The organism is Stenotrophomonas sp. CFBP8980, assembly GCF_034046095.1.
Classification (GTDB): domain Bacteria; phylum Pseudomonadota; class Gammaproteobacteria; order Xanthomonadales; family Xanthomonadaceae; genus Stenotrophomonas; species Stenotrophomonas lacuserhaii.
The window spans coordinates 734,066-759,452 of the sequence record NZ_JAXCXF010000001.1 but is presented as its reverse complement, the minus strand read 5'-3'; the positions used below and the strand labels follow the sequence as shown (position 1 = coordinate 759,452).

The window sequence follows — 25,387 nt, the reverse complement described above, 5'->3', positions numbered from 1 at the left end:
CACCGGGTTCACGGGTGGTCCAGCGGCTTGGGTGGCTGCCGGCGGTTCACCCGCTCGCGGTGCAGCAGGTACAGGCCTGATGCCACGATGATGGCCGCGCCACTCCAGGTCCACGCATCAGGCAACTGCTGCCAGAACAACAGATCCCAGCCGATCACCCAGACCAGCCCGGTGTACTCCAGTGGCGCGATCATCGACGCTTCGCCCAGCTGGAAGGCCCGGGTCAGCGCGATCTGTCCCAGCGCACCGGCCAGTCCCATGCCCGCCACCAGCGGCGCATCGGCCAGCTGCATCGGCACCCACTCCGGCCAGGCCAGTACACCGGCCCCGATCCCCATGATCACCAGGAACCACACCACCATCGATTGCGAGGTGTCGGTGCGGGTCAACAGGCTGACCGTGATGGCGGCCACCGCATAGGCCGTGGCCGCGACCAGCACCATCAGTCCGGGAACGGAAATGAACCCGTCCACCCCCGGCCGCAGAACCACGATGACCCCGAGCAGGCCAATGCCGATGGCCACCCAGCGCCGCGGTCCCACACGCTCGCCCAGCAGCGGCACCGACAGCGCTGCGATGATCAGCGGGGCGACGAAATAGATGCTGTAGGCGGTTGAAAGCGGCAGGTCGCGCAGGGCGAAGACGAAGCAGCCGATCATCACCATGCCCAGCACGCCGCGCAGTAGGTGCAGGCCCCAGCGCTTGGGAATCAAGGAACGCGGTCCGGCACTGGCCAGCACCCAGACCAGCACGAACGGCAGCGAGGCGGCGCCGCGCAGGAAGGTCACCTGCAGCGAAGGATATCCGGCCGCCAGCTGCTTCATGCCCGCGTCCATCAGCGAGAAACAGGCGACGGCGGCAACCATCCAGATGACGGCGCGCGAGGGAGAGGCAGGGGCGTTCATGGCCCATTATCGCCCTGCCACGCCGACCTTCCAAGGCGGGTTGGGTAGAATGGGGGCACTGAATCCAGGAGTTTCCCCATGCCCTCTTTCGACGTCGTCTCCGAAGTGGACAAGCACGAGTTGGTCAATGCGGTCGACCAGGCCAACCGTGAACTGACCACGCGCTTTGATTTCAAGGGCGTGGCCGCGAAGTTCGAGCTGGAAGACAGCGTGATCTCGCAGAGCGCTCCCAGCGAATTCCAGCTGCAGCAGATGACCGATATCCTGCGCGCCCGCATGGCCGCCCGCCAGATCGACACCAAGAGCCTGGAATTCGGCGAGGTGGAAACCAACGTCGCCGGCGCCCGGCAGAAGATCACCGTCAAGCAGGGGATCGAGCAGAAGATCGCCAAGAAGATCGCCGCCACGCTGAAGGAAGCCAAGCTGAAGGTGGAAAGCCAGATCAACGGCGACAAGCTGCGGGTGACCGGCAAGAAGCGCGATGACCTGCAGGACGCGATGGCCCTGTTGCGCAAGAACGACTTCGAACTGCCGCTGCAGTTCGACAACTTCCGCGACTGATCACCCACCTCCCCGCCCGCCTGCCGAGCCCGCCATGACCGACTCCGTTGTTTCGTCCGAAGGGCCGCCCGCCGAAGACCCCGTTGCCGCTACCCGCCTGTGGCTGGAGCGCATCGTCATCGGCTTGAACCTGTGCCCCTTCGCCAAGGCGGTGTACGTAAAGGAGCAGGTGCGGTACGTGCTCAGCGACGCCACCACGCCCGAAGCGCTGGTTGAGCAGTTGGCGGAAGAACTGGTGCTGCTGCGCGATGCGTCGCCCGAGCAGACCGACACGACCCTGATCATCCATCCGAACGTGCTGACCGACTTCCTGGACTACAACGATTTCCTCGACAACGCCGACGCGGCCGTCGAAGCACTGGATCTGCAGGGCATCCTGCAGGTGGCCAGCTTCCATCCGCAGTACCAGTTCGACGGTGTTGCGCCGGACGATGCCAGCAACTACACCAACCGCGCGCCCTACCCGATCCTCCACCTGCTGCGCGAAGACAGCGTGGCACGTGCGGTGGATGCCTTCCCGGACCCGGATGTGATCGTGGAGCGCAACATCCAGACCCTGGACCGCATTGGCGTGGAGGGCTGGTGGCGGCGCCTGCGCGGGCAGGACCTGTCATGAGCATCGTACCGGCCGTATCCGCCTGGCCCAATGCGCCGTTGGCGGGCAAGGTGGTGCTGGTCACCGGCGGTGCCAACGGCATCGGCCGCGGCATCGCGCAGGCGGTGCTGGGTGCGGGCGGCCAGGTGATGATCGGTGACCTGGACGTGGACGCGGGCAAGGCCTGCCTGGTCGAATGGGATCGTCCTGCCGACACCGCGTTCCGCAAGCTGGATATCACCAGCGAATCCAGCGTGCGCGGCTTCATCGCCGCGGCCCTGAAGCGCTTCGGTCGCATCGACGGACTGGTCAACAACGCCGGAATCGCCGGTGCACATGGCACCGCGCTGGCCGACATGGAATGGAGCGAGTGGCAGCGGCGGCTGTCATCACTGCACGGTGCTTTCCTGTGCAGCAAGCACGCACTGCCTGCATTGGGTGCGGACGGAGGCGGCGCGATCCTCAACATCGCCTCCACGCGGGCGCAGATGTCCGAACCTGACAGTGAAGCGTATGCCGCCGCGAAGGGCGGACTGGTCGCCTTCACCCACGCGTTGGCACTCAGCGCCGGGCCCGCGGTGCGGGTGAACAGCATCAGCCCCGGCTGGATCGCCACCGGTGCCTGGCAGGCGCCCGCGCGGCGGCGTACACCTTCGCTGTCAAAGGCCGATCACGCCCAGCACCCGGTGGGCCGGGTCGGCCAGCCCGGCGACATCGGCGCGCTGGCGGTGTTCCTGCTGTCGGACATGGCGGGTTTCATCACCGGTCAGGACCACATCGTCGACGGCGGCATGACCCGCAAGATGATCTACGTGGATTGAAAGACGGACGGCGTGCCGCTGCTGCTACGCCACTTTCACGAACACCCCGCCACGCGCTTTTGGAGGTTGCTTTAATGAAAGCAACCTCGCGGGCAAGACGGCATCATTGCTTGGGCGAAGACCGCCGCGCGACCGACTCCCCGCCAGCGCGTATTGCGTCGGGATGCGCGCGAACATGACCATGCCCATGCACAACGTCACCGCTCAAGCCAGCGCTACCCGCGCGTCGGCCCAATTCCCATGCGTGGCCCCGTCCACGGCAGCGCCTACGCTCATCCCCTCGCTTCCGCTGATTCATATCGTAAATGGCGCTCTGCCGTCCACTCAGCAGCAACCAATGAGAGCACCATCAACTCCACTGGACCGGAACATTCAGTTCAGCTACTTGCCTCCGGCTGAGCAGATGCCGCGCCGCGAGGACGACGGGTCATCACTACGCATTGGCTCAGTGCCGTTCCAAGGCGACCTGGCGTTGATTGCCGACCAACTGAGGAAGCTACCCTCACCGATGAGAGATGTTCTTTCCGAGTTTGACTCCTCCCGTTACACCGTCACGCAGGACAAGCACTGCATGCTCAACTACGAGTTGACCGGCCCCGGCGCGGCGGACGCATTTGCAAACAAACGGGTCTACGCAGCCAACGGCGATCTTTTCAAGGTCGATTCAAGCTGTACGCCATCCCGCGACCGCCCCTTCACGAAGGTTGGCCAAGGTTGCGTCGGGTTCTCCGAGGAAGGACAGCTCTGCGTCGATGATGTCCAGGATTGCGTCGCGTTGGTACTGAAGGACGTACTGACGAAAAGGGTTGCCTTGGCCCACATCTCCGCCGGCGAACCGGAAGGAGCACAGCGCGTGCTGGCCGAGCTTCCTAGAGGTGAAAAGCAGGCGATGCTGATGACACGCTACGCGGCCAACACCCTCGCCGGCTACATCATCCAGCAACTGGCCCAGTACCAATATCCGATCGAATTAAGCCACGCTTACCTCGGGGACGCGCGCTACTTCGTGGACCCCGCCCATGGGCGGGATATTTCCCTGTATTTACTGAATACCGGATTTGGAGGCATGATCGTGGACGCGGAAACGCTTTCCACGATATCGCCCGGCCTGGTTACCGACGACGCACCGGAGTTGAATTCACCCACGCTCGTCCTGGGCAGCCATCCCTGAATGCCGCAGCAGCGCGTCGATGTTCGGCGCGCGGCCGCGGAAGGCCTTGAAGTTGTCTGCCGCACTGCGGCTGCCACCGCGTCCGATGATCTCATCGCGGAACCGCGCGCCAGTCGCCGCCATGGCATCCGGCGCCTCTTCGAACGCCGCATAGGCGTCCGCACTGAGGACTTCGGCCCACTTGTAGCTGTAGTACCCCGCCGCATAACCACCGGCGAAGATATGGCTGAACTGATGCGGGAAGCGGTTCCACTCCGGCGGATGGTTCACCGCGACCTCGTCGCGCACACGTTCCAGCAAGGCCAGCACGCTGTCCTGCTGCGGCTCGAACTGGCTGTGCAGCAGCATGTCGAACAAGCCGAATTCCAGCTGGCGCACGGTCGCCATGCCGCTGTGGAAATTGCGCGCCGCCAGCATTTTTTCGTACAGCGCGCGCGGCAACGGTTCGCCGGTTTCGACGTGCGCGGTCATGCCCTGCAGGTGGCTCCACTCCCAGCAGAAGTTTTCCATGAACTGACTGGGCAGCTCCACCGCGTCCCACTCCACGCCGTTGATGCCTGCCACGCCCAGTTCGCCGATACGCGTCAACAGCTGGTGCAGGCCGTGGCCCATTTCGTGGAACAGCGTGGTGACCTCGTTGTGGCTGAAGGTCGCCGGCGCACCCTGCGCACCGCGGCCGAAGTTGCAGACCAGGTAGACCAGCGGCGTCTGCACGCTGCCATCGGCGCGCACGCGACGGTTGCGGCAGTCGTCCATCCACGCGCCGCCGCGCTTGCCTTCGCGTGCATACAGGTCAAGGTAGAACTGGCCTACCATGCTTCCCTGCGCATCCACCAGGCGGAAGAAGCGGACGTCGTCGTGCCACACCGGCGCGCTGTCCGGCTGCACCCGCAGCCCGTACAACTGCTCGATCACGGCGAACAATCCGCCCAGCACCTTGGGTTCGGTGAAGTACTGTTTTACATCCTGCTCGGAGTAGCTGTAGCGCGCCTGTTTCAAGCGGTCCGCAGCGAATGCCAGGTCCCAGGCCTGCAGGTCGTCCAGCCGCAGCGTGTCACGCGCGAACTGCTCCAGTTCCGCGCGATCCTTGGCGGCGAAGGGCTTGGCACGCGCCGCCAGATCGCGCAGGAACGCCAGCACCTCGGCCGGGTCCTGCGCCATCTTGGTGGCGACGGAATAGTCTGCATAAGAGGCGAAGCCAAGCAGCCCCGCCAGCTCTGCACGCAAGGCAAGGATGCGGTCGATGTTGCCACTGTTGTCCAGCGACCCATCACCGAATTCCGAAGCGCGCTGCGCACTGGCGCGATACAGGGCCTCGCGCAGGTCGCGGTCTTCGGCATAGGTCTGCACTGGCAGGTAGCACGGCATCTGCAGGGTCAGTTTCCAACCGTCCTTGCCATCCTTTTCGCCGGCGGCGCGCGCAGCGGCCCGGACATCCTGCGGCAGGCCCGCCAGGCGCGCTTCGTCCTTGACGAGCAACGACCAGGCGTCGGTCGCGTCGAGCACATTCTGCGAGAACCTGGCCGCCAGCGCGGACAGTTCTTCCTTGATGGCGGTGAAGCGCGCTTTGTCGGCGCCATCGAGTTCCGCGCCACCCAGGCGGAAATCCCTCAGGGTGTTGTCCAGCACTTTTTGTCTTGGCGCATCGAAGCCGGCTGCCTCGGCCGCGGATGCCAATGCTTGGTACTGCTGGAACAGTGCCACGTTCTGGCCCAGCGCGGTGCCGAAGTTGGTTATCCGCGGCAGGTTCTGGTTGTAGGCCTCACGCAGCGCCGGCGTGTTCATTACTGCCTGCAGTTGACCGACCTGGCCCCAGGCCCGCCAGAGTCGCTCGGTGGCATCGTCGAGCGGGACCACGAAGGATTCCCATGACACGGGCTGCACCCGCTCGGCGGCGGCGACGGCGGCTTCCGCGTCGGCCAGCAACACGTCCAGCGCCGGTCCAATGTGCTCAGGCCGGATCTCGGAGAAACGCGGCAGGCCGGAGAAATCAAGCAACGGGTTGGTGGCGGTCATAGGGGCTCCAGTAGCGGGCGCCACGCGCGGTGGCATGCTGCTGGATATGGCGCCGCGCCGCCGCGATGGCAAGGGGGTCAGAGCGTTTCCAGGCTGCTCATCGGCAGCGCCGGCAAGGTGCCCCCTGCCAGTACCGCTGCAAGCACCTCATCGGCGCCCACCACGTCGATCCCCATCCGTTCATACCAGGAAGGATCGTAATAGCTGTGCGCGTAGCGCTCGCCGCTGTCACACAGGATGGTGACGATGCTGCCACCGCGACCTGCCTCACGCATCCACTGCGCGGCCTGCAGTACGCCGATGAAATTGGTGCCGGTGGAGCCGCCGACACGGCGCCCCAGGCGGCGGCTGACCTGGCGCATGGCCGCCAGCGCCAGTGCATCGGGCACCTTCACCATAGCGTCCACGCTGGTCGGGATGAAGCTGGGCTCCACCCGCGGACGGCCGATGCCTTCCACCCGTGAACCGCCTTCGCAGGTCAGCTGCCGCCACGGCTCACCGGCCAGCGCGGCGCGGTAGCCGTCATAGAACACCGACACTTCAGGATCCGCGCAGAGGATGCGGGTGTCGTGCCGACGGTAGCTGACGTAGCGCCCCAGCGTGGCTGCGGTACCGCCGGTGCCCGGGCTGCAGACGATCCATTCCGGTATGGGATGCGGCTCTTCGGCCATCTGTTTGAAGATGGATTCGGCAATGTTGTTGTTGGCGCGCCAGTCAGTGGCCCGCTCGGCGAAGGTGAACTGGTCCATGAAGTGGCCGCCGGTCTCGCGCGCCAGCTGCTCGGAGGCGGCATTCAGGCCGCACGCGCTCTGCACCAGATGGCAGCGGCCGCCGTGGAACTCGATCGCGGCGATTTTCTCCGGGGAGGTGCTGGCCGGCATCACCGCGATGAAGGGCAGGCCGAGCAGACGCGCGAAATACGCTTCGGATACCGCTGTCGAACCACTGGAGGCTTCGATCACCGGCCGTCCCGCGCGCAGCCAGCCATTGGCCAGCGCGTACAGGAACAGCGAACGCGCGAGGCGGTGCTTGAGGCTGCCGGTGGGGTGGCTGGACTCGTCCTTGAAGTACACCTCGATGCCGTCGAACCCGGGCAGGTCCATCGGAATCAGGTGGGTATCAGCCGAACGGTTGAAATCGGCCTCGATCTTGCGGATGGCGGCAGCCACCCATTCACGCTGCGACATGGCGGAATCGTTGTCCGTGGTGGAACGGTGCGGTGCACGCATTCTACGCCGGACTGTCGTCATCCGCCGGTCGGTAGAATGGGGCATCGCGCCATTCCGGGCGCCGCCACTGAAGGATCCCCCATGACCCTTGCCGACCTGCAGACCGTTCCCGGCGTTGCCGCCCAGCCGCCGGCCGAGACCGCCGGCTTCGTCTTCAACCACACCATGCTGCGGGTGAAGGATGCGACCGCTTCGTTGGACTTCTACACCCGCGTGCTGGGCTACCAGCTGATCGACAAGCGCGACTTTGCCGAGGCCCAATTCAGCCTGTACTTCCTGGCCCTGCTGCCGGCTGGCATACCGGTGCCTGAGTCGGACGCCGAGCGCCGCCTGTGGATGGCTGGCCTTTCCGGCGTGCTGGAACTGACCCACAACCATGGCACCGAAGCGCAGGACGGCCCGGTGTACCACGATGGCAACAGCGATCCGCGCGGCTTCGGCCACATCTGCGTTTCGGTGCCGGACATCCAGTCCGCCTGCAAGCGCTTCGACGACCTGCAGGTGCCCTACCAGAAGCGCCTGGAAGACGGCCGCATGAAGCACCTGGCCTTCATCAAGGACCCGGACGGCTACTGGGTCGAGATCATCTCCAACGCCTGACGTGAAAAAGGGGACGGAGGGGATTAAGTCGTTTCTGGCACAATCGGGCCACAAGCGACTTAATCCCCTCCGTCCCCTTTTCTTGGAGCGTGAGCATGGAAACCAACGAGCTGCATCGCGGGCGATTGATCGACCACATCCAGCTGATCGTGCGCGATCTTGCCGCCAGCCGGCGCTTCTACCAAGCGGTGTTCGACACCATCGGCATTCCCATCGCCGGCGAAGGCGAGGATTACTTCTGGGCCGATGAGCTGTTCATTTCCAGCGCCGACAGTGACGCCGCCGCCGGCGAGCTGACCGGCCGCCACCACCTGGCGTTCCAGTCACGCGACCGTGCCACCGTCGAGGCGTTCCACAAGGCAGCGCTTGCGGCCGGCGGCAAGGACAATGGCGCGCCGGGCGAACGGCCCTATCATCCCGGCTATTACGCCGCGTTCGTGTTGGACCCGGATGGCAACAATATTGAAGTGGTCCATCACGGTGAAGCGCGGTACAGCGCCGATTCGGTGAGGGTCACCTTCTGACGGTCTCCATGGCCTGAAACGAAGAAGCCGGGCACTGCCCGGCTTCCCATGTCGCGATGTGCCGAAGGGTCAGTGCGCGGCCAGGTAGATGTCCTGCAGCACGGCCTTTTCCAGTTCCAGCTCGCCCAGCAGGTTCTTGACGATATCGCCGAGGCTGAGGATGCCGACCAGCGTCGCGCCTTCGGTCACCATCAGGTGGCGGCGTCGCGAATACGTCATCAGGGACATCGCCTGCTTCAGCGTGGCCTCCGGCGCGATGCCTTCCAGGCCGGTCGACGGCACGCTGGAAATCACCCGACGGCCGGCCTGCGGACCGTCATCGGCCAGGCTGCGCACGATGTCCTTCTCGGAAATGATGCCGACCGGGGCACCGTTTTTGGTCACCACCAGGGCAGCGATCTTGTTCGCGCTCATCTTGTGCGCGGCAGCACCGATCGTATCTTCGGAATCGATGGTGATGACAGCTTCTTTCTTGGATTGCAGCAGCTCGCGGACGTTCATTCTTGTTTCCTGTTGCAGGTCACTGATTCGAAAAATGTGCTCTGCCGATGCGCCCCCTCCCCGGGGACCGACCTTCCAGCGCACGTCTGGTGCAGCGCGAACGGGGCGGGTTCAATCGCTCAATCCCACCCCGGCGGGTTCGATTCTACGACTGCGACCATCGGTCACTACCGGCATCGATGGCACAGTGCATCGTGGAACCAACCAACCGTCCAGAGAATGGCACTGCCGTAGAAACCGCTGCTGAACGCAGACCACGCAGCGCGCTCAAGATGCGTCGCCCACTGCCGAGATGCGGACAGAACACCGGGGTTGTGTCCCAGTTGCAATCCGGCGCCTGTGCTGTGCATGACGCATGCCGCGCACCCTGTTCTGTCTCTGCACTCATGGCATGCAGCGTCCTGTCGCAGCGTGGTGGATTCAGCCTGCGCCGCCCCCCATGGTTAGGGCAGTCCACGGCGCCCCGCGCCGCGCTCCCCCTCCTCCACGGATGTCCCCATGTCCCACCTGTTCTCCCCGTTCCAGCTGAAAGGCGTGACCCTGCGCAACCGCATCGCGGTACCGCCGATGTGCCAGTACAGCGCCACCGATGGCGTGCCCAACGCGTGGCACCTGGCGCACTACACCGGACTGGCCCGCGGCGGTGCCGGCCTGGTGATCGTGGAAGCCACCGGCGTATCGCCGGAAGGCCGCATCACCCCCGGCTGCCTGGGCCTGTGGAACCAAGCGCAGGCTGACGCCCTTGCCCCTATTGCCGCCGCCATTGCCGAGACCGGTGCCGTACCGGGCATCCAGATCGGGCATGCCGGACGCAAGGCCAGCGCCAACCTGCCGTGGGAAGGCGACGACCATATCGCCGAAGATGACGCGCGCGGCTGGCCGACCCTGGCACCGTCGGCAATCGCCTTCGGCGGCGGTCTGTCCAAGCTGCCGCAGGAAATGACGATTGCCGACATCAAGCGCGTGCAGGCTGACTTCGTCGCTGCCGCCGAACGCGCGCGCGATGCCGGCTTCAAATGGCTGGAACTGCATTTCGCACACGGTTACCTGGCGCAGAGTTTCTTCTCTACCCATAGCAACCAGCGCGATGACACCTATGGCGGGAGTTTCGACAACCGCGCGCGTTTCCTGCTGGAGACGGTTGCCGCGGTACGCGCGGTATGGCCGGCCGAGCTGCCGTTGACCGCGCGCATGGGCGTCATTGAATACGACGGGCGCGATGAAGAAACCCTGGCTGAATCCATCGAACTGGTCCGCCAGATGCGCGAACGTGGGCTGGACCTGCTCAACGTCAGCATCAACTTCGTCATCCCGACCGGCGTGGTGCCGTGGGGTACTCCGTCGTTCCTGGCGCCGATTGCCCAGCGCGTGCGCGATGAAGCCAGCATTCCCGTGGCGGTGGGCTGGTGCGTGGATGGCGCTGAAGCAGCCGAATCCATCGTGCAGCAGCAGCAGAGCGACCTGGTGATGATCGGCCGCGCGCACCTGGCCAACCCGCATTACCCGTACCAGCTGGCACAGGAACTTGGGGTCGAAAACCCGGCCTGGACCACCCTGCCCGCGCCGTACGCGCACTGGCTGGCGCGCTACCGCGGGCCGGGCCGCGCTTCGGCGCAGTAAGCAGGAGGTTTGACGTCAACGTCAACGTCAAAAGCTGCACGCCGCTTGTTGGCGGGGCGGGGTGGCTGTGCAGGACACGCCGCAAGTACATCCATGTAGGCTCGCTTTTCGCATCCATGCGAAAAGACGGTCCTGCACAGCCACCCCGCCCCACCTTCGACAGGTCCATGGGGGCCATGGACAAGGCAGGGATTGGACGGGTGGGAGAAAAATGGGGTCAGAGTCCTTTCGCTACGCGAAAGGACTCTGACCCCTGCCTTTATTCTTTTTCTTGCGCGGGTGGCGGCCACCGGAACCTGTCAGGGGGTCGGGCGGGGAGGCTGGGCGGGGGCGTAGAGCGCCATGGATGGCGCGAAACGAGGCCCGCATGGGTGAGGGCGCTTTGCTTGCGAAGCACCGCTTCGCAAGCGCCCGAACGCACAGCCGCCCAGCGGCTGGGCCGGACCCCGGAGGGGCAGTTTTTGCCGTCCCCCGACCAGCCTCCCCGCCCGGCCCCGCCCCAGCTGCAGCTTCAAAGCCGCCCGCGAGGGACTGCCCCCGTTCCCTTTCCTGGGGGATCTACTCGACCGTTACGCTCTTGGCCAGGTTGCGCGGTTTGTCGACGTCGGTGCCGCGCGCCAGAGCGGTGTGGTAGGCCAGCAGCTGCACCGGGATGGTGTGCACGATCGGGCTCAGCACACCGGCATGGCGCGGGGTGCGGATCACGTGCACGCCTTCGGATTCGACGAAGTGGCTGTCCTGGTCGGCGAACACGAACAGCTCGCCACCACGCGCGCGCACTTCCTGCATGTTGGATTTCACCTTTTCCAGCAGACTGTCGTTGGGCGCGATCACCACCACCGGCATCTCCTCGTCCACCAGCGCCAGCGGGCCGTGCTTGAGTTCGCCGGCCGGGTACGCCTCGGCGTGGATATAGGTGATTTCCTTCAGCTTGAGCGCGCCTTCCAGCGCGATCGGATAATGCAGGCCGCGGCCCAGGAACAGCGCGCTGCTCTTGCGTGCGAAGCGCTCGGCCCACGCGGCGATCTGCGGCTCCATGTTCAGCGCGTGCTGCACGCTGCCCGGCAGGAAACGCAGCTGCTCCAGGTAGTCCGCTTCCTGGGCGGCATCGACACGGCCATGCAGCTTGCCCAGCACCACGGTCAGCTGGAACAGCGCCGCCAGCTGGGTGGTGAACGCCTTGGTCGAGGCCACGCCGATTTCGGCACCGGCGCGGGTGTAGCAGACCAGTTCGCTGGCACGCGGAATCGCACTTTCCGGCACGTTGCAGATGGACAGCGTGTGCAGGTGTCCCAGCGACTTGGCGTACTTGAGCGCTTCCATCGTATCCAGCGTTTCGCCGGACTGGGAAAGGGTCACCACCAGGTGCTTCGGATCCGCGTACGCAGCGCGGTAGCGGTATTCGCTGGCGATCTCCACGTTGCACGGCAGGCCGGCGATCGATTCGATCCAGTAACGCGCGGTCATGCCGGCGTAGTAGCTGGTGCCACAGGCCAGGATCTGCACCCCGGTGACGCCCGAGAGCACCGCCTCGGCATTCCTGCCGAACAGTTCGGCCGGGAAACCACCGGCGTCGATCGCCGCTTCGATGGTGTCGCCCAGCGCGCGCGGCTGCTCATGCACTTCCTTCTGCATGAAATGGCGATACGGACCGAGTTCCAGCGAAGCCAGCGAGACATCGGACAGGTGCTCGCCACGATCAATGGGCTGGTCATGCGCGTCATACACCTGCACGCCATCGCGGCGCACGTCGGCGGTGTCGCCCTCTTCCAGGAAGATCACCCGGCGCGTGGACGAAATGATCGCCGACACATCGGAGGCGACGAAATTCTCGCCCTCGCCCAGGCCGACCAGCAGCGGGCAGCCCATGCGGGCGCAGACGAAGTGCTCCGGCTCGGCCCGGCTCATCACCGCCAGCGCATAGGCGCCGGTCAGCTCCTTGACCGTGCGCTGCAGCGCGGAAAGCAGGGTGCCGCCATCCTTGAGGTGATGGTGCATCAGGTGGGCGATGACTTCGGTATCGGTCTGCGATTCGAATACGTAGCCGAGCGCACGCAGCTTCTCGCGCTGCGCTTCGTGGTTTTCGATGATGCCGTTGTGCACCAGCGCCACCCCGTCGCTGATGTGCGGGTGGGCGTTTGCTTCGGTGACGCCGCCATGGGTTGCCCAGCGGGTATGCCCGATGCCGAGCACGCTGTTGAAGCCTTCGGCACCGGCGGCAGAGGCCATCTCCGAGACGCGGCCGGTGCGGCGTACGCGGCGGATCTCCGCTCGCTCTCCGGGCTCAAGCACGGCGATGCCCGACGAATCGTAGCCGCGGTATTCCAGCCGCTTCAGGCCTTCGATGAGCACCGGCACCACATCGCGATCAGCGATCGCACCCACGATTCCGCACATAGTCCCGCATCCCTTGGTGTTGATCCGCACATTCTAGCGTGGCTGTCCGCCCTGGCCGCCTGGCCGCTTAACGAAAGTGTCCGCGCGGCTGTCCGCGGACACACGGACACCCGCGCGAGTAGCGCAACTGCTTGATCGTAAAGGGATGAAAAGTTGGCACGCTCCCTGCTTCCCTACAGGCAGTCCTACCACCCAGGCCCTTCGATGATCCGTGACACTTCCGCCCAGGACCAGATCGTTTCCACCGCCACGCCCGGTTCGGCCGCCAGCACCTGGCGCCGTTACCGCTGGCCGGCGCTCGCCGCGCTGCTGGTGCTGGCCGGCATCGCCTTTGCCGTGCACGGCTGGCTCAACGCGAGCCGCTCGTTCGACAGCAGCCGGGTACGCATCGCGCAGGTGGAACGCGGCGATCTGGTGCGCGACATCGCCGCCGACGGCCGGGTGATCGCAGCCAACAGCCCGGTGCTGTACGCGATCTCCGCCGGCACGGTCACGCTGAAGGTGGTGGCCGGTGACGTGGTCAAGAAGGGCCAGGAGCTGGCCTTGATCGACAGTCCGGAACTGCGCAGCAAGCTGGCCCAGGAAGAAGCAACCCTGGCCGGGCTGGAAGCCGAATCCAGCCGTGCCGCACTGGATGCCACCCTGACCCGCGCCAAATCGCGCAAGGACACCGACCAAGCCGGCATCGAGAAAGTGGCCGCCGAGCGCGACCTGCAGCGCTACCAACGTGGTTTCGACGGCGGCGCGGTGCCGCAGATCGACCTGGCACGCGCGCAGGACGCCTTGAAGAAAGCCGACATCAACCTGGTGAACGCCCAGGCCGACACCCGCCTGCAGGGCCAGGGCGCCGACCTGGACGCGCGCAACAAGCGCCTGCTCGCCGACCGCCAGCGCGCGGTGGTGGCCGAGGTCAAGCGCCAGGTGGACGCGCTGACCCTGCGCGCACCGTTCGATGGCCAGGTCGGCCAGGTGCAGGCCGTGCAGCACACCAACCTGGTCGCCAATGCGCCAGTGCTGGGCGTGGTCGACCTGTCCAATTTCGAAATCGAGATCAAGGTTCCGGAAAGCTTCGCCCGCGACCTGGCAATCGGCATGCCGGCGCAGCTGACCAGCGGCAGCGGCCAGCCGTTCGCCGGGGAAATCAGCGCAGTGTCGCCGGAGGTGGTCAACGGCGAGGTCAACGCGCGCGTGCGCTTCGCCGACAAGCAGCCGGCCGGCCTGCGCCAGAGCCAGCGCATGTCCGTGCGCGTGCTGCTGGACACGCGCAAGGACGTGCTGAAAGTGGAGCGTGGCCCGTTCGTGGAACAGGGCACCGGCAATGCCTACGTCATGGATGGCAGCACCGCCGTGCGCCGCCCGGTGCAGCTGGGCGTGAGCAGCCTGGGCGAAGTGGAGATCCTGTCCGGCGTGCAGCCGGGAGATCGCATCGTGGTCGCCGGCAGCGACCTGTTCAAGGACGCCGAGCGCGTTTCCATCAACTGACATCACCCCTTACGGAATCTGGAGAGAACCATGCTTGAGATGCGCGCTGTCGCCAAAGTGTTCCGCACCGAACAGGTGGAAACCCATGCCCTGCGGTCGCTTGACCTGCTGGTCAACGAGGGCGAGTTCGTCGCCGTGACCGGTCCTTCCGGCTCGGGCAAGACCACCTTCCTCAATATCGCCGGCCTGCTGGAGACCTTCACCAGCGGCACCTACCTGCTCGATGGCCAAGACGTCAGCAAGCTGGGCGACGATGCGCGCAGCCGCCTGCGCAACCAGAAGATCGGCTTCATCTTCCAGGGCTTCAACCTGATCCCCGATCTCAACCTGTTCGACAACGTCGATGTGCCGCTGCGCTACCGCGGCATGTCCGCGGCCGAACGCCGCGAGCGCATTGAAAAGGCGCTGAGCCAGGTCGGCCTGGGCTCGCGCATGAAGCACTATCCGAGTGAGCTGTCCGGCGGCCAGCAGCAGCGCGCGGCCATCGCCCGCGCACTGGCCGGCAGCCCGCGCCTGCTGCTGGCCGATGAGCCGACCGGCAACCTGGACAGCACCATGGCGCGCGGGGTGATGGAGCTGCTGGAGGAGATCAACGCCGCCGGCACCACCATCGTGATGGTCACCCACGATCCGGAACTGGCCGCCCGTGCGCAACGCAACGTGCACATCGTCGACGGCCAGGTCACCGACCTGCTGCGCGAGCCGGTGCTGGCCACCGCGCGGCGCATCGCCGCCGTCAACGAGTGAGGTCGGCCATGTTCGCCTACTACGTCCGCCTGGCCGTGCGCAGCTTCCGCCGCAACAAGGTGCTGACCGCGTTGATGGTGGTGGCCATCGCGCTGGGCATCGGCGCCTCGATGACCACCCTGACGGTCTTCCACGTGCTGTCCGGCGATCCGATCCCGGGCAAGAGCGACCGCCTGTTCTACGTGCAGCTGGATCCGCGCCCGAAGTCGGGGTACGTTCCCGGCGAAGAACCCGAAGAACAGATGACCCGCTTCGATGCGGAAGCGATGCTGCGTGACAAACGCGCGCAGCGCCAGGCCGTGATGACCGCCGGTGGCGCCACGATCGTGCCGGAGAGCAGCACGCTGAAGCCGTTCTCGGTGGATTCGCGCTACACCTCGGCCGACTTCTTCCCCATGTTCGACGTACCGTTCCAGTACGGCAATCCCTGGACCGCGGCCGACGACGAGGGGCGCGGTCGGGTGGTGGTGCTGTCCAAGGCGCTCAACGACAAGGTGTTCAACGGTACCAACAGCGTGGGCCGCAACCTGACCGTCAGTGGCCATTCGCTGCGCGTGGTCGGCGTACTGAAGGCCTGGCAGCCCCAGCCGCGCTTCTTCGACCTGTCCTTCAGCGCCTACGGCCAGGAAGAAGACGTGCTGATGCCGTTCTCCACGTCGGTCGACCTGAAGATGGGCAGCTCGGGCAACATGAACTGCTTCGGCGACGGCTCCCCGGACGGCTCCAGCTACGACCTCAACGCCCCCTGCACCTGGCTGCAGTACTGGGTCGAACTGGACCCGGCCAAGGCCGATGACTTCCGCCAGTACCTGGTCAACTATTCGGACCAGCAGCGGGCAGCGGGTCGATTCCAGCGCCCGGCCAACACCCGGCTTTCCACCGTGATGGAATGGCTGGACTACAAGAAGGCCGTTCCCAGTGACGTGCGCCTGCAGGTCTGGCTGGCCCTCGGCTTCCTGGTGGTATGCCTGATCAACACCGTCGGCCTGTTGCTGGCCAAGTTCCTGCGCCGCAGCGGCGAAATCGGCGTGCGCCGCGCCCTCGGTGCCAGCCGTGGCCAGATCTTCCTGCAGTGCGTGGTGGAAGCGGGCGCGGTCGGCGTGGCCGGCGGATTGCTGGGCATCGGACTGGCGTTGATCGGCCTGTATGCCGTGCGCCAGCAGCCGGTGGAATACGCAAAGCTCGCCCATCTGGACGGCAGCATGCTGGTGCTGGCCATCGGCCTGACCCTGTTCGCCAGCCTGGCCGCCGGCATGCTGCCTGCGTGGCGCGCCATGCAGGTCACCCCGGCCATCCAGCTCAAGTCGCAGTAAGCACGTCAACGAGGAATCACCATGGACATCCGCCCCATCCTCAGCACGCTGCGCCGGCACAAGACCGCCGCCTCGCTGATCGTGCTTGAAGTCGCACTGACCTGCGCCATCGTCTGCAACGCGCTGTTCCTGGTCAGCCAGCGCATCGAGAAAATCAGCCAGCCCAGTGGCCTGGCCGAAAAAGAACTGGTGGTGGTGCGGGTCAGTGGCATCGGCAAGCAGACCGATGCCATGGCGCGCACCCGCGAAGACCTGGCATCGCTGCGCGCGATCCCCGGCGTCACCAGCGTGACCCGGGCCAGCCAGCTGCCGTTCCGCACCAGTTCGTCCAACAGCGGGATCTCGCTCACGCCCGAACAGGAAAAGCCGACCATCCATTCCACCATGTACTTCGTCAACGAAAACGCACTGCCCACGCTGGGCCTGAACCTGGTGGCCGGACGGGACTTCCAGCCCGGCGAGTTCGTTGATCGCGAAGAGGCCATGAAGGCCTTCCCGAACGACAAGGCCGTGGCGGGCATCTTCAGCAAGGCCGCTGCCGACCGGTTGTCGCCGGGCACATCCGCCGTCGGCAAGACGTTCTACATCGGTACCCAGCCGGTGCATGTGGTGGGCGTGGTGGAGCACCTGGCGACGCCTACCGGTTGGGACGACAACACCGACATGTCGTTGCTGCTGCCGATGCGTACCACCTTCACTGAAGGGCTGTACCTGCTGCGTACCGATCCGCAGCGCCGACAGGAAGTGCTGACCGCTGCGCTGGCGGCACTGGAACGCAACGATCCGAACCGGCTGGTACGCGAGAAGCTCACCTACGAAGAGCAGCGCGACAGCTACTTCAAGAACGACCGGGCGATGGTCGGCCTGCTGATCACCGTGTGCGTGGCCCTACTGGTGGTGACCGCACTGGGCATCGTCGGGCTGGCCAGCTTCTGGGTGCAGCAGCGCAGCAAGCAGATCGGCATCCGCCGCGCACTGGGTGCGACGCGGGGACAGATCCTGCGCTACTTCCAGACCGAGAACTTCCTGCTGGCCACGGTGGGTATCGTGCTGGGCATGCTGGCCGCCTACGCGATCAACCTGGCGCTGATGAATACCTACGAGCTGCCGCGCATGCCGCTGGTCTACCTGCCGGTGGGCGCGGTGCTGCTGTGGCTGCTGGGCCAGGTGGCGGTGTTCGGGCCGGCACGGCGCGCCGCCGCAGTACCACCGGCGGTGGCCACCCGCGGCAGCTGAGGCATACCCGCCCCGGCTTGTATATCCTGCTGCCATGATGTCCGTAGCGCCGTGCCCTGCCCGGCGCCTGCATTCGGCCGAGCACGGCTCGGCGCCAACTGAAGCTGCCGCATGCCCGCGATCCTGATCATCGACGACAACACCAGCGTGGCCACCGCGCTGGACGTGCTGTTCTCGCTGCACGACATCGATACCCTGCAGGCGACGTCGCCGGAACAGGGCCTGGCCCTGCTGCGCGAACACCCCGTGGACCTGGTGATCCAGGACATGAACTTCACCGAGGACACCACCTCCGGCGAAGAAGGTGAGGCATTGTTCGCCCGCATCCGTGAAGCCCATCCGGACCTGCCGGTGATCCTGCTGACCGCGTGGACCCACCTCGGCACGGCGGTGGAGCTGGTGAAGGCCGGCGCGGCCGACTACCTGCCCAAGCCGTGGGATGACCGCAAGCTGCTGACCACGGTCAACAACCTGCTGGAACTATCCGAAGCACGCAGCGAGCTGGATCGTCGGCGACAACGCGAGCAGCGCCAGCGCAGCGCCCTGGAGCAACGCTACGATCTGTGCGGTGCGGTATTCGCCGATCCTGCCAGCGAGCGCGTGATCGCGCTGGCCTGCCAGGTCGCGCGGTCGACGCTGCCCGTGCTCATCACCGGCCCGAACGGCGCCGGCAAGGAAAAGATCGCGCAGATCATCCAGGCCAACTCGGCGGCAGCGAAGGGCCCGTTCGTCACGGTCAACTGTGGCGCATTGCCGGCCGAGCTGATCGAAGCGGAACTGTTCGGTGCCGAGGCAGGTGCCTACACCGGAGCCAACAAGGCCCGCGAAGGCAAATTCGAGGCCGCCGATGGTGGCACGCTGTTCCTGGACGAGATCGGCAACCTGCCGCTGGGCGGCCAGATGAAGCTGCTGCGCGTGCTGGAAACCGGCCGCTTCGAACGGCTTGGTTCCAACCGCGAACGCCAGGTCAAGGTGCGCGTGGTCAGCGCCACCAATGCCGACCTGGGCGCGATGATCCGCGAGGGCAGCTTCCGCGAAGACCTGTATTACCGGCTCAACACGGTCGAGCTGACGCTGCCCCCACTGGCCGAGCGGCCCGGCGATATCGTGCCGCTGGCCGAGCACTTCCTGGCAGCTGACAAGCCACTGTCCGCCGCCGCGCGCACGGCATTGCAGCGCCACCCCTGGCCAGGCAACGTGCGCGAACTGCGCAACGTGATCCAGCGCGCCGAACTGCTGGCCATCGGCAACCGCATCGAAGTAGCCGACCTCAACCTGCCGCGCGCGCCCGCCGCCCCGCGTGGCGCCGTTGCGACCATCGACCCCGACCGCCAGCGCATCGAAGGCGCGTTGGCCAACAACCACGGCATCATCGCCCAGGCCGCTGCCGAGCTGGGGCTGAGCCGGCAGGCCCTGTACCGGCGCATGGACCGCTTCGGCATTCCGCGCGAATGAAGCAACGCTCCTTCACCTTCCAGCTGTTCCTGCGCCTGCTGCCGGTATTGGCCCTTGCGGCCGCACTGCCATGGCTGCTGGCGTACTGGATGGACCACGGTTGGGGCGTGGCGATCCTGTCGGGAATCGTGCTGCTGGGGCTGATGTGGTTCAGCCTGAACCGCGCCATCGCACCGGTCCGCTCGCTGATGCGCGCGCTGTCCGGCGTGGTCAGCAGCTACAAGGACGGCGAGTTCAACTTCAGCGTGCACTGGTCGGCACAGGACGAGCTGGGCCACCTGGTGGAGGCGCACCGCGAACTGGGCGACGTGCTGCGTGAGCAGCGTCAATCACTGGTGCAGCGCGAACTGCTGCTGGACACGATGGTGCAGAACACCCCGGTGGCGATGCTGCTGCTGGCCGCCGGCGGCGATGGCCTGCAGCGCGTGGTGTTCTCCAACCTGGCCGCACGCAAGCTGCTGCACGGCGGGTTCAAGCTCGAAGGACAGCGCCTGGCCGAACTGCTGGAACAGATGCCGATCGCCCTGCGCGATGCTATTTCGCGTGGCGGCGACAGCCTGTTCGCGGTGCGCGAAGAGGACAGCGAGGACGAAGAGGACGAGCAGATCTACCACCTCTCGCGCCGCGCGTTCCACTTGAATGGACGGCCGCATGACCTGCTGCTGATCCGCCTGCTCACCGCTGAACTGCGCCGGCAGGAAGTACAGACATGGAAGAAGGTCATCCGTGTGATCAGCCACGAGCTCAATAATTCATTGGCTCCCATTGCGTCCCTGGCGCACTCCGGCGGTGAACTGGTGAAGCGTGAACGCTTCGACCGCCTGCCGGAGATCTTCTCTACCATCGAAGACCGCGCACGCCATCTGGAGGGCTTCATCCGCGGCTACGCGCGGTTTGCCAAGTTGCCGCAGCCGCAGCTGCAGACGGTGCACTGGGCACCGTTCCTGGCCAGCCTGCAGCAGCAGATTCCGTTCCAGATGGACGCGCTGGATGAAGACCTGCATAGCCGGGTCGACATCGCCCAGCTCGGCCAGGCGCTCTTGAACCTGGTCAAGAATGCACACGAAGCGTGCGCCGACGCCGACCCGCCCAACGACGACGTGCGGATCAAGGTCACCCGCCTGCCGCAGTGGCTGCGGCTGGACGTACTGGATCGCGGCAAGGGCATGAACGAGGCCGTGCTGCAGAACGCACTGACCCCGTTCTATTCCACCAAGCGCAACGGCACCGGCCTGGGGCTGGCGTTGACCCGCGAGATCGTGGAAGCGCACGGCGGTCGCATCGCGCTGCAGAACCGCACCGAAGGTGGGCTGTGCGTGTCGTTGTTGTTGCCGCAGAACTGACCCGCGACGCCGGGCATGGCCCGGCGCTACCGGGCATGCCGGGGACCGCTCAGGATTTCTTCTGCGGTCGCTGCCAGCCTTCGACCACCTGCTGGCGTGCCCGCGCCACGGTCAGCTGGCCATCCGGCGCGGTGCGGGTGATCACCGATCCAGCGGCGATGGTCGCGCCCTCGCCCACCAGCACCGGCGCCACCAGCGAACTGTTGGAGCCGATGAAGGCGTTGTCGCCGATCGTGGTCTGCGACTTGTTCACCCCGTCGTAGTTGCAGGTTATGGTGCCGGCGCCGATGTTGACCTTGCTGCCGATGACCGCATCACCCAGGTAGCTCAGGTGGTTGGCTTTGCTGCCCACGCCCATGCGGATCTTCTTGGTTTCCACGAAGTTGCCCACGTGCACGCCGTCGGCCAGCACGGTGCCCGGGCGCAGCCGCGCGAACGGCCCGATCTGCGCCGCGCCCTGTGCCACCACGCCCTCCACGTCGCAGTGGGCCAGCACGGTGGTGCCCGCACCCAGGGTGACATCCTTGAGGCGGGTGAATGGACCGATGCTGACCCCGTCACCCAGTTCCACGCGACCTTCCAGGATCACGTTGACATCGATCTGCACGTCGCGGCCGACGATCACCTCACCCCGGATATCAAGCCGGGCGGGGTCCAGCACGCGCGCGCCCTGCACGCACAGTGCACGCACCGCGCGCTGTTGCCAGGCCCGTTCCAGCTGCGCCAGCTGCCACGGATCATTGGCCCCTTCGGCGTCCTGCGGATCGGCGACCAGGGTCATGTCCGCTGCGGTGTACTCGTTGGCGGCAAAGGCGAACACATCGGTCAGGTAGTACTCGCCCTGCGCATTGGCATTGGAGAGCTGAGACAGCCAGCGACGCAGCGCGGTGGACTCGGCGGTGATGATGCCGGTATTGATGGTGCGGATCCGGCGCTGTTCCTCGCTGGCGTCCTTCTGCTCCACGATCGAGCCGACCTTGCCCTCGGCATCGCGCACGATGCGCCCGTAGCCGGTCGGGTTGTCCATTTCCGCCGCCAGCACCGCCAGCCGGCCCGGCTGGTCCAGCAGCTCGCGCAGGGTCTGCGCACGGATCAGCGGCACATCGCCGTACAGCACCAGCACCTGCGCGGCGTCCGGCACCTCCGGCATCGCCTGCGCCACGGCATGTCCGGTGCCAAGCTGCTTCGACTGCTCGGCCCACAGCAGGTCGGGCTGGCTGGAAAAATGCGCGCGCACGGCATCACCGCCATGGCCGTAGACGATGTGGATCGCATCCGGCTTCAGCTCGCGTGCGGTGGCGATCACGTGGGCCAGCATGGGTTGTCCAGCCACCGGCTGCAGCACCTTCGGCAATACGGACTTCATGCGCTTGCCGGCGCCAGCGGCGAGGATGATGACGTGCAGGGCTTGGGTCATGGAAAAAAGGGTCCGCGATGGTTTCGCGCCATTCTAGAACGGCCGCCGTTAACATGACTCACGCATCCTGCATCTACCTGTCCATGACCCTGCTCCGCCAAGGTGGCTCCTACCTCATCGTCGGCCTGCTCCAGCTGCTGCTGGACTGGTGTGTGTTCGTCGCCGTGACGGCGTTGGGCGTGCCGGTGGTGCCGGGCAACGTGATCGCACGCGCCTGCGGGATGCTGTTGGGCTTCTGGCTCAACGGACGCTACACCTTTGCCGATGCCGGCAAGCAACGGCTGGGATGGAAGCGCTTTGGCCGTTTCATCGCACTGTGGGCCGTGCTCACCGTGCTCAGCACCGTACTGGTCACTGCAGCCGATCACGCGTTGGGGCTGAAGTACGCATGGTTGGCCAAGCCGCTGGTGGAAGGCGGGCTGGCCGGGTTGTCGTTCCTGCTGATGCGGCGCCTGGTGTTCCGCTGACCCAGGCTGGCCGCTGCGCTCGCCGAGCATGGCTCGGCGCTACCAGAGCAACATCGCGCAGCACATCGGTAGCGCCGAGCCATGCTCGGCGAGCACAGCGGGCCGTGGCCTGAACGATGCCGCCGAGCATGGCTCGGCGCTACCGCTTCATGACCGGCGATCTCACGCCCCACGGGCCTCAGCGGCCGAGGCGCTGCCCCAATCCTTCGCGCCACAACTGCAGCGGACTGAAACGGAACGCCACCTGGTGGCGACCGGCCGGTACGCAGACCGCACGGAACAGCCCGTTGGCGCGCATCAGCGGGGTTGCCGCCCCATCCACGCTGGCCTGCCAGCCCGGAGCGGACACCTCATTGACCACCAGCCACGCCGGCGCGGCCGCGTCCACCTGCACCCTCAGCCCGCTGGCCCGGTAGACCGTCGCGCCCATCTGCAGCGTGCCGGCACCGGCATCGGCACACGCCGCCTGCGTATCGCCGGGCAGCCAGACCGTGGTGCTGAAGTCGGTCCGGTTGAATGCCGCGGCAGGCGGCAGGTCTTCATCATGACGGTGCACTGCCGTGGGATTGAGCATCCGCGGCAGCACGCTGTCACGCTGCATCACCTGCAGTTCGGCGTCGTAGGCATGCGAACCCGGGAACGCGGTCGGTGCCAGCACCCAGCGCACGCCGATCAGATCGTACAGCGGCGCATCGAAGTCCGGCGTCCATGGCGTTTCCGGTTTCTGCTGCACGCTGTCCAGCGGATCGCCGGGCATGCCGAGCATCTGCAGGGCGCGACGGTCGAGCAACGGGTTGTAGCCGTTGGCCAGTGCCAGGCCGTACACGGCCGCGCCATTGGTCAACGGCCCCACGCCGAAGGCCAGTGCGCGTACCGGCAGGCCGTCGCTGCGCTGCGCGGACAGCAGCCGGTACGCACTCTGCGCCGGCCCGGGCCGCGTTGCGGTCAGCACCGGACGGGTGGCGCTGCGCGCGTTGAACGACGTACTGACGTTGAACATCAGCAGGTCCAGCAGCATCAGTCCCAGCAGCCAGCGCGAGGGCGACCGGTGGCGTATCAACTGGCGTACCGCGACCGCCCCGATGGCGACGCTGATTGCCAGCCACGCACTGCCCTGCAGGCGCCCACTGTCCACGACCAGCCACACACCGGCTGCGGCCAGCAGTGCAACCACCAGCAGCGATGGCAAGTGCGGGCGCAGCCGATCGCGCTGCAGGGCCGACTGCAGCGCATGCGCGGACAGCCATGCCGCCGCCGGAACGGCGAGGAACAATCCATCCGACGGGCGACGGAACAGGTCCAGCCCCGGCAGCCAGCCGAACAGCCACGGGAACAGGGGCGTGGCACCGCCCAGCGCGAACAGCACGGCCAGCACGAAGACCGCAAGCGCGATACGCGCGCCGCGCGGGTCGCTGCGCACCACCGCGCCACCCCATGCAAGCCACGCCGCCAACGGCACCGCGCCCATGTACAGATAGTCGGTGGTGATATCACCGAACGCCCAGCTGTCGCCGCGTCCCTGCTCGAACACATTACCGGACAGCAAAGTGACCAGGGATTGCCAATGGATGGCACCCGGCAGGGCGGCCTGCAGTGACACGCCATCACGGTTGGTCTGGGCCAGCCACGCGAACGTGGACAGCCATTGCGGGGCACTGATCGCTGCGGCGATCGCGCCCACGGCCGCCAGTTGCAGACACAGGCGCATGCGCCGTGTCGGTGCCATCAGCACGGCGGCGATGGAGAACACCGCACACGCCAGGACGATCAGGTAAGTGACCTGTGTGAGCTGCAGCGCACACAGTCCGCCGACAACGCCGGCCAGCACGGCATGGCGCCAGTGCAGATGACGGCGCAGCTGGTCCAGCGCAAGCCACAGCCAAGGCAGCAGGCAGTAACTGACGATCATCGGGGTGTGCTGCAGGCGCGCCGCCGCCACCCCGCCGAACAGGAACACCAGTGCGAACATCAGCTGCGGCAACCGCTGCAATCCCTGGGTGGCCGCAAGTTTCAACGCCCCCATCCCCGCCACCAGCACATGCAGCAGGATCACCACCGTGAACCAGTGCAGCGAGGCCGGCGCCAGCAGCATCGGCAGCACCACGGTCGGCTGCAGGGTCATCATCTGCGGGTCGGCCAGCTGCGGATAGCCACCGTGCAGGTAGGGATTCCACCACGGCACGTCCCCCAGCAGCAGCTGCTGGGCGGTGAAGCTCACCGCAGGAAAGAACTGCTGGACGGCATCGAAGGGAATCGTCCAGACGCCGAGCAGCCACGGCAGGCACAGCACCAGCCACAGGACGCACCAGGCAAAGCCGGACGTTGCGTGCAAGCGTGTCCAGCGGTCTGTAAACCCTACCGCCCCGATGATCTGCTGCACCCTGCTCTCCTTGCCTTATCAGCGCATGCCGCCAGCCTCGGGGCGGCAAAGATCAATCATAGCCCGCACCAGCGCGACATGCCCGACGGCCTCCTGCATGCCGTGATCCACCGCCTCCGCAACGGTCTTGGTGCAGCCCGGCTGGCCGCGCTGCGGGGCGATCCCAGGCCATAGCGCGAGCAGCTTTTCGTCTGCCACGTCGATCATGCCGCGCAGTTCCTCAAGCGAAGGCGCGGGCGCCGGCACCTCGCCTGCCGCATAGCGATGGAACGCCACATGCTGGATCAGCTTGTTGGCCTCGATCAGCTGGCGATAGAAGTTCACGACCGCCTCCGCGTCCAGGCCGAGCTGAGTCGCCCGGACACGCTTGTCCTGCAGCACCTGTGCTTCGCGGACAGGATCTTCCACCGGGCGCGCGGCGGGGTATTTGAACGCCGCCACCTGATACGCGATGGTGTTGCGCTCGGCGGCGACGGCAACGAAGCGATCCATCGGAGTGGCCTGCGCGGCAGCAGGCAGCAACGTGGCAAGAAGCACTGTCCGGCAGCAATGTGGAACAAGCATGGCGCACCTTCCGGAAGAAGAAGCACACAGGGTGAACACGCGG

The 25,387-nt window shown here is 66.2% G+C and carries 22 protein-coding genes; 14 read left to right on the top strand and 8 right to left on the bottom strand.

The window, feature by feature from the left end; all coding sequences use genetic code 11:
- Nucleotides 1–8 precede the first annotated feature (8 nt).
- The gene (locus SOM47_RS03380) at nucleotides 9–905 is read right to left on the bottom strand and encodes a DMT family transporter (protein WP_320504762.1); all 897 of its coding nucleotides are present in this window, start codon (nucleotides 903–905) and stop codon (nucleotides 9–11) included.
- Between the two features lie 78 nt (nucleotides 906–983).
- Here SOM47_RS03380 and SOM47_RS03375 point away from each other — a divergent pair, with 78 nt between their 5' ends.
- The 4 genes from SOM47_RS03375 to SOM47_RS03360 all read left to right on the top strand — a co-directional run bounded on the left by SOM47_RS03375 (nucleotide 984) and on the right by SOM47_RS03360 (nucleotide 4,053).
- Nucleotides 984–1,466, top strand: coding sequence for a YajQ family cyclic di-GMP-binding protein (locus SOM47_RS03375; protein WP_320504761.1), 483 nt, complete (start codon nucleotides 984–986; stop codon nucleotides 1,464–1,466).
- A 34-nt stretch (nucleotides 1,467–1,500) separates the two neighbouring features.
- A complete protein-coding gene (locus SOM47_RS03370) occupies nucleotides 1,501–2,082 on the top strand; it encodes a DUF1415 domain-containing protein (RefSeq protein ID WP_320504760.1) in 582 nt (193 codons plus the stop codon).
- Nucleotides 2,079–2,882: an SDR family oxidoreductase gene (locus tag SOM47_RS03365; protein WP_320504759.1), complete on the top strand. Its 804-nt coding sequence runs from the start codon at nucleotides 2,079–2,081 to the stop codon at nucleotides 2,880–2,882. The genes SOM47_RS03370 and SOM47_RS03365 overlap by 4 nt, the downstream gene beginning before the upstream one ends.
- A gap of 187 nt (nucleotides 2,883–3,069) precedes the next feature.
- Nucleotides 3,070–4,053, top strand: coding sequence for a hypothetical protein (locus SOM47_RS03360; protein WP_320504758.1), 984 nt, complete (start codon nucleotides 3,070–3,072; stop codon nucleotides 4,051–4,053).
- Here SOM47_RS03360 and SOM47_RS03355 read toward each other — a convergent pair.
- Together SOM47_RS03355 and SOM47_RS03350 are read right to left on the bottom strand one after the other, a co-directional pair.
- Complete coding sequence (locus tag SOM47_RS03355; protein ID WP_320504757.1) at nucleotides 4,021–6,069, bottom strand: M3 family metallopeptidase; 2,049 nt, start codon at nucleotides 6,067–6,069, stop codon at nucleotides 4,021–4,023. The genes SOM47_RS03360 and SOM47_RS03355 overlap by 33 nt on opposite strands.
- 77 nt (nucleotides 6,070–6,146) lie before the next feature.
- Entirely contained in the window at nucleotides 6,147–7,256 is a 1,110-nt protein-coding gene (locus SOM47_RS03350) for a PLP-dependent cysteine synthase family protein (RefSeq protein WP_042614332.1), read from the bottom strand.
- Nucleotides 7,257–7,379: 123 nt separating this feature from the next.
- Here SOM47_RS03350 and gloA point away from each other — a divergent pair, with 123 nt between their 5' ends.
- Both gloA and SOM47_RS03340 read left to right on the top strand, forming a co-directional pair.
- Nucleotides 7,380–7,898: a lactoylglutathione lyase gene (gene gloA, locus SOM47_RS03345; RefSeq protein ID WP_320504756.1), complete on the top strand. Its 519-nt coding sequence runs from the start codon at nucleotides 7,380–7,382 to the stop codon at nucleotides 7,896–7,898.
- Nucleotides 7,899–7,993: 95 nt separating this feature from the next.
- Nucleotides 7,994–8,422, top strand: a complete 429-nt coding sequence (locus tag SOM47_RS03340) for a VOC family protein (RefSeq protein ID WP_042614308.1) — start codon at nucleotides 7,994–7,996, stop codon at nucleotides 8,420–8,422.
- Between the two features lie 69 nt (nucleotides 8,423–8,491).
- Here the strand turns inward: SOM47_RS03340 and SOM47_RS03335 are convergent, their stop codons facing one another.
- Nucleotides 8,492–8,923: a CBS domain-containing protein gene (locus SOM47_RS03335; protein WP_042614307.1), complete on the bottom strand. Its 432-nt coding sequence runs from the start codon at nucleotides 8,921–8,923 to the stop codon at nucleotides 8,492–8,494.
- A gap of 498 nt (nucleotides 8,924–9,421) precedes the next feature.
- Between SOM47_RS03335 and SOM47_RS03330 the strand changes: the two genes are divergently transcribed.
- Nucleotides 9,422–10,543, top strand: a complete 1,122-nt coding sequence (locus tag SOM47_RS03330) for an NADH:flavin oxidoreductase/NADH oxidase (protein ID WP_320504755.1) — start codon at nucleotides 9,422–9,424, stop codon at nucleotides 10,541–10,543.
- Between the two features lie 558 nt (nucleotides 10,544–11,101).
- Here the strand turns inward: SOM47_RS03330 and glmS are convergent.
- On the bottom strand, nucleotides 11,102–12,940 hold the full coding sequence (gene glmS / locus SOM47_RS03325) for a glutamine--fructose-6-phosphate transaminase (isomerizing) (RefSeq protein WP_320504754.1): 1,839 nt from the start codon (nucleotides 12,938–12,940) through the stop codon (nucleotides 11,102–11,104).
- Between the two features lie 204 nt (nucleotides 12,941–13,144).
- Between glmS and SOM47_RS03320 the strand changes: the two genes are divergently transcribed.
- The 6 genes from SOM47_RS03320 to SOM47_RS03295 all read left to right on the top strand — a co-directional run bounded on the left by SOM47_RS03320 (nucleotide 13,145) and on the right by SOM47_RS03295 (nucleotide 20,516).
- Nucleotides 13,145–14,422 (top strand): efflux RND transporter periplasmic adaptor subunit, encoded by a 1,278-nt coding sequence (locus SOM47_RS03320; RefSeq protein ID WP_042614583.1) that lies wholly within the window; start codon nucleotides 13,145–13,147, stop codon nucleotides 14,420–14,422.
- Nucleotides 14,423–14,452: 30 nt separating this feature from the next.
- Entirely contained in the window at nucleotides 14,453–15,169 is a 717-nt protein-coding gene (locus tag SOM47_RS03315) for an ABC transporter ATP-binding protein (protein WP_042614582.1), read from the top strand.
- 8 nt (nucleotides 15,170–15,177) lie between these two features.
- Nucleotides 15,178–16,482 carry an ABC transporter permease gene (locus SOM47_RS03310; RefSeq protein WP_320504753.1) on the top strand — a complete coding sequence of 435 codons (1,305 nt, stop codon included), beginning with the start codon at nucleotides 15,178–15,180 and terminating at the stop codon, nucleotides 16,480–16,482.
- Nucleotides 16,483–16,503: 21 nt separating this feature from the next.
- Nucleotides 16,504–17,718: an ABC transporter permease gene (locus tag SOM47_RS03305; protein ID WP_042614580.1), complete on the top strand. Its 1,215-nt coding sequence runs from the start codon at nucleotides 16,504–16,506 to the stop codon at nucleotides 17,716–17,718.
- Between the two features lie 111 nt (nucleotides 17,719–17,829).
- A complete protein-coding gene (locus SOM47_RS03300) occupies nucleotides 17,830–19,173 on the top strand; it encodes a sigma-54-dependent transcriptional regulator (RefSeq protein ID WP_320504752.1) in 1,344 nt (447 codons plus the stop codon).
- Nucleotides 19,170–20,516, top strand: coding sequence for a sensor histidine kinase (locus tag SOM47_RS03295; RefSeq protein WP_320504751.1), 1,347 nt, complete (start codon nucleotides 19,170–19,172; stop codon nucleotides 20,514–20,516). Before SOM47_RS03300 ends, SOM47_RS03295 begins: the two co-directional genes overlap by 4 nt.
- Nucleotides 20,517–20,565: 49 nt before the next feature.
- Here the strand turns inward: SOM47_RS03295 and glmU are convergent, their stop codons facing one another.
- Complete coding sequence (gene glmU, locus SOM47_RS03290) at nucleotides 20,566–21,933, bottom strand: bifunctional UDP-N-acetylglucosamine diphosphorylase/glucosamine-1-phosphate N-acetyltransferase GlmU (RefSeq protein WP_320504750.1); 1,368 nt, start codon at nucleotides 21,931–21,933, stop codon at nucleotides 20,566–20,568.
- An 83-nt stretch (nucleotides 21,934–22,016) separates the two neighbouring features.
- On the opposite strand from glmU, the gene SOM47_RS03285 reads away from it, so the two are divergent.
- Nucleotides 22,017–22,400: a GtrA family protein gene (locus SOM47_RS03285; RefSeq protein WP_042614576.1), complete on the top strand. Its 384-nt coding sequence runs from the start codon at nucleotides 22,017–22,019 to the stop codon at nucleotides 22,398–22,400.
- 178 nt (nucleotides 22,401–22,578) lie between these two features.
- On the opposite strand, the gene SOM47_RS03280 is transcribed toward SOM47_RS03285, so the two are convergent.
- Nucleotides 22,579–24,732: a putative glycosyltransferase family protein gene (locus SOM47_RS03280; RefSeq protein ID WP_320504749.1), complete on the bottom strand. Its 2,154-nt coding sequence runs from the start codon at nucleotides 24,730–24,732 to the stop codon at nucleotides 22,579–22,581.
- A gap of 66 nt (nucleotides 24,733–24,798) precedes the next feature.
- A complete protein-coding gene (gene aroQ / locus SOM47_RS03275) occupies nucleotides 24,799–25,272 on the bottom strand; it encodes a gamma subclass chorismate mutase AroQ (protein ID WP_320504748.1) in 474 nt (157 codons plus the stop codon).
- Between the last annotated feature and the right edge of the window lie 115 nt (nucleotides 25,273–25,387).

Excerpts from the sequence above, each read along its gene's own strand:
- SOM47_RS03380 (WP_320504762.1), bottom strand. The coding sequence starts at position 905 with ATGAACGCCCCTGCCTCTCCCTCGCGCGCCGTCATCTGGATGGTTGCC.
- SOM47_RS03375 (WP_320504761.1), top strand. The coding sequence starts at position 984 with ATGCCCTCTTTCGACGTCGTCTCCGAAGTGGACAAGCACGAGTTGGTC.
- SOM47_RS03370 (WP_320504760.1), top strand. The coding sequence starts at position 1,501 with ATGACCGACTCCGTTGTTTCGTCCGAAGGGCCGCCCGCCGAAGACCCC.
- SOM47_RS03365 (WP_320504759.1), top strand. The coding sequence starts at position 2,079 with ATGAGCATCGTACCGGCCGTATCCGCCTGGCCCAATGCGCCGTTGGCG.
- SOM47_RS03360 (WP_320504758.1), top strand. The coding sequence starts at position 3,070 with ATGCACAACGTCACCGCTCAAGCCAGCGCTACCCGCGCGTCGGCCCAA.
- SOM47_RS03355 (WP_320504757.1), bottom strand. The coding sequence starts at position 6,069 with ATGACCGCCACCAACCCGTTGCTTGATTTCTCCGGCCTGCCGCGTTTC.
- SOM47_RS03350 (WP_042614332.1), bottom strand. The coding sequence starts at position 7,256 with ATGTCGCAGCGTGAATGGGTGGCTGCCGCCATCCGCAAGATCGAGGCC.
- gloA (WP_320504756.1), top strand. The coding sequence starts at position 7,380 with ATGACCCTTGCCGACCTGCAGACCGTTCCCGGCGTTGCCGCCCAGCCG.
- SOM47_RS03340 (WP_042614308.1), top strand. The coding sequence starts at position 7,994 with ATGGAAACCAACGAGCTGCATCGCGGGCGATTGATCGACCACATCCAG.
- SOM47_RS03335 (WP_042614307.1), bottom strand. The coding sequence starts at position 8,923 with ATGAACGTCCGCGAGCTGCTGCAATCCAAGAAAGAAGCTGTCATCACC.
- SOM47_RS03330 (WP_320504755.1), top strand. The coding sequence starts at position 9,422 with ATGTCCCACCTGTTCTCCCCGTTCCAGCTGAAAGGCGTGACCCTGCGC.
- glmS (WP_320504754.1), bottom strand. The coding sequence starts at position 12,940 with ATGTGCGGAATCGTGGGTGCGATCGCTGATCGCGATGTGGTGCCGGTG.
- SOM47_RS03320 (WP_042614583.1), top strand. The coding sequence starts at position 13,145 with ATGATCCGTGACACTTCCGCCCAGGACCAGATCGTTTCCACCGCCACG.
- SOM47_RS03315 (WP_042614582.1), top strand. The coding sequence starts at position 14,453 with ATGCTTGAGATGCGCGCTGTCGCCAAAGTGTTCCGCACCGAACAGGTG.
- SOM47_RS03310 (WP_320504753.1), top strand. The coding sequence starts at position 15,178 with ATGTTCGCCTACTACGTCCGCCTGGCCGTGCGCAGCTTCCGCCGCAAC.
- SOM47_RS03305 (WP_042614580.1), top strand. The coding sequence starts at position 16,504 with ATGGACATCCGCCCCATCCTCAGCACGCTGCGCCGGCACAAGACCGCC.
- SOM47_RS03300 (WP_320504752.1), top strand. The coding sequence starts at position 17,830 with ATGCCCGCGATCCTGATCATCGACGACAACACCAGCGTGGCCACCGCG.
- SOM47_RS03295 (WP_320504751.1), top strand. The coding sequence starts at position 19,170 with ATGAAGCAACGCTCCTTCACCTTCCAGCTGTTCCTGCGCCTGCTGCCG.
- glmU (WP_320504750.1), bottom strand. The coding sequence starts at position 21,933 with ATGACCCAAGCCCTGCACGTCATCATCCTCGCCGCTGGCGCCGGCAAG.
- SOM47_RS03285 (WP_042614576.1), top strand. The coding sequence starts at position 22,017 with ATGACCCTGCTCCGCCAAGGTGGCTCCTACCTCATCGTCGGCCTGCTC.
- aroQ (WP_320504748.1), bottom strand. The coding sequence starts at position 25,272 with ATGGATCGCTTCGTTGCCGTCGCCGCCGAGCGCAACACCATCGCGTAT.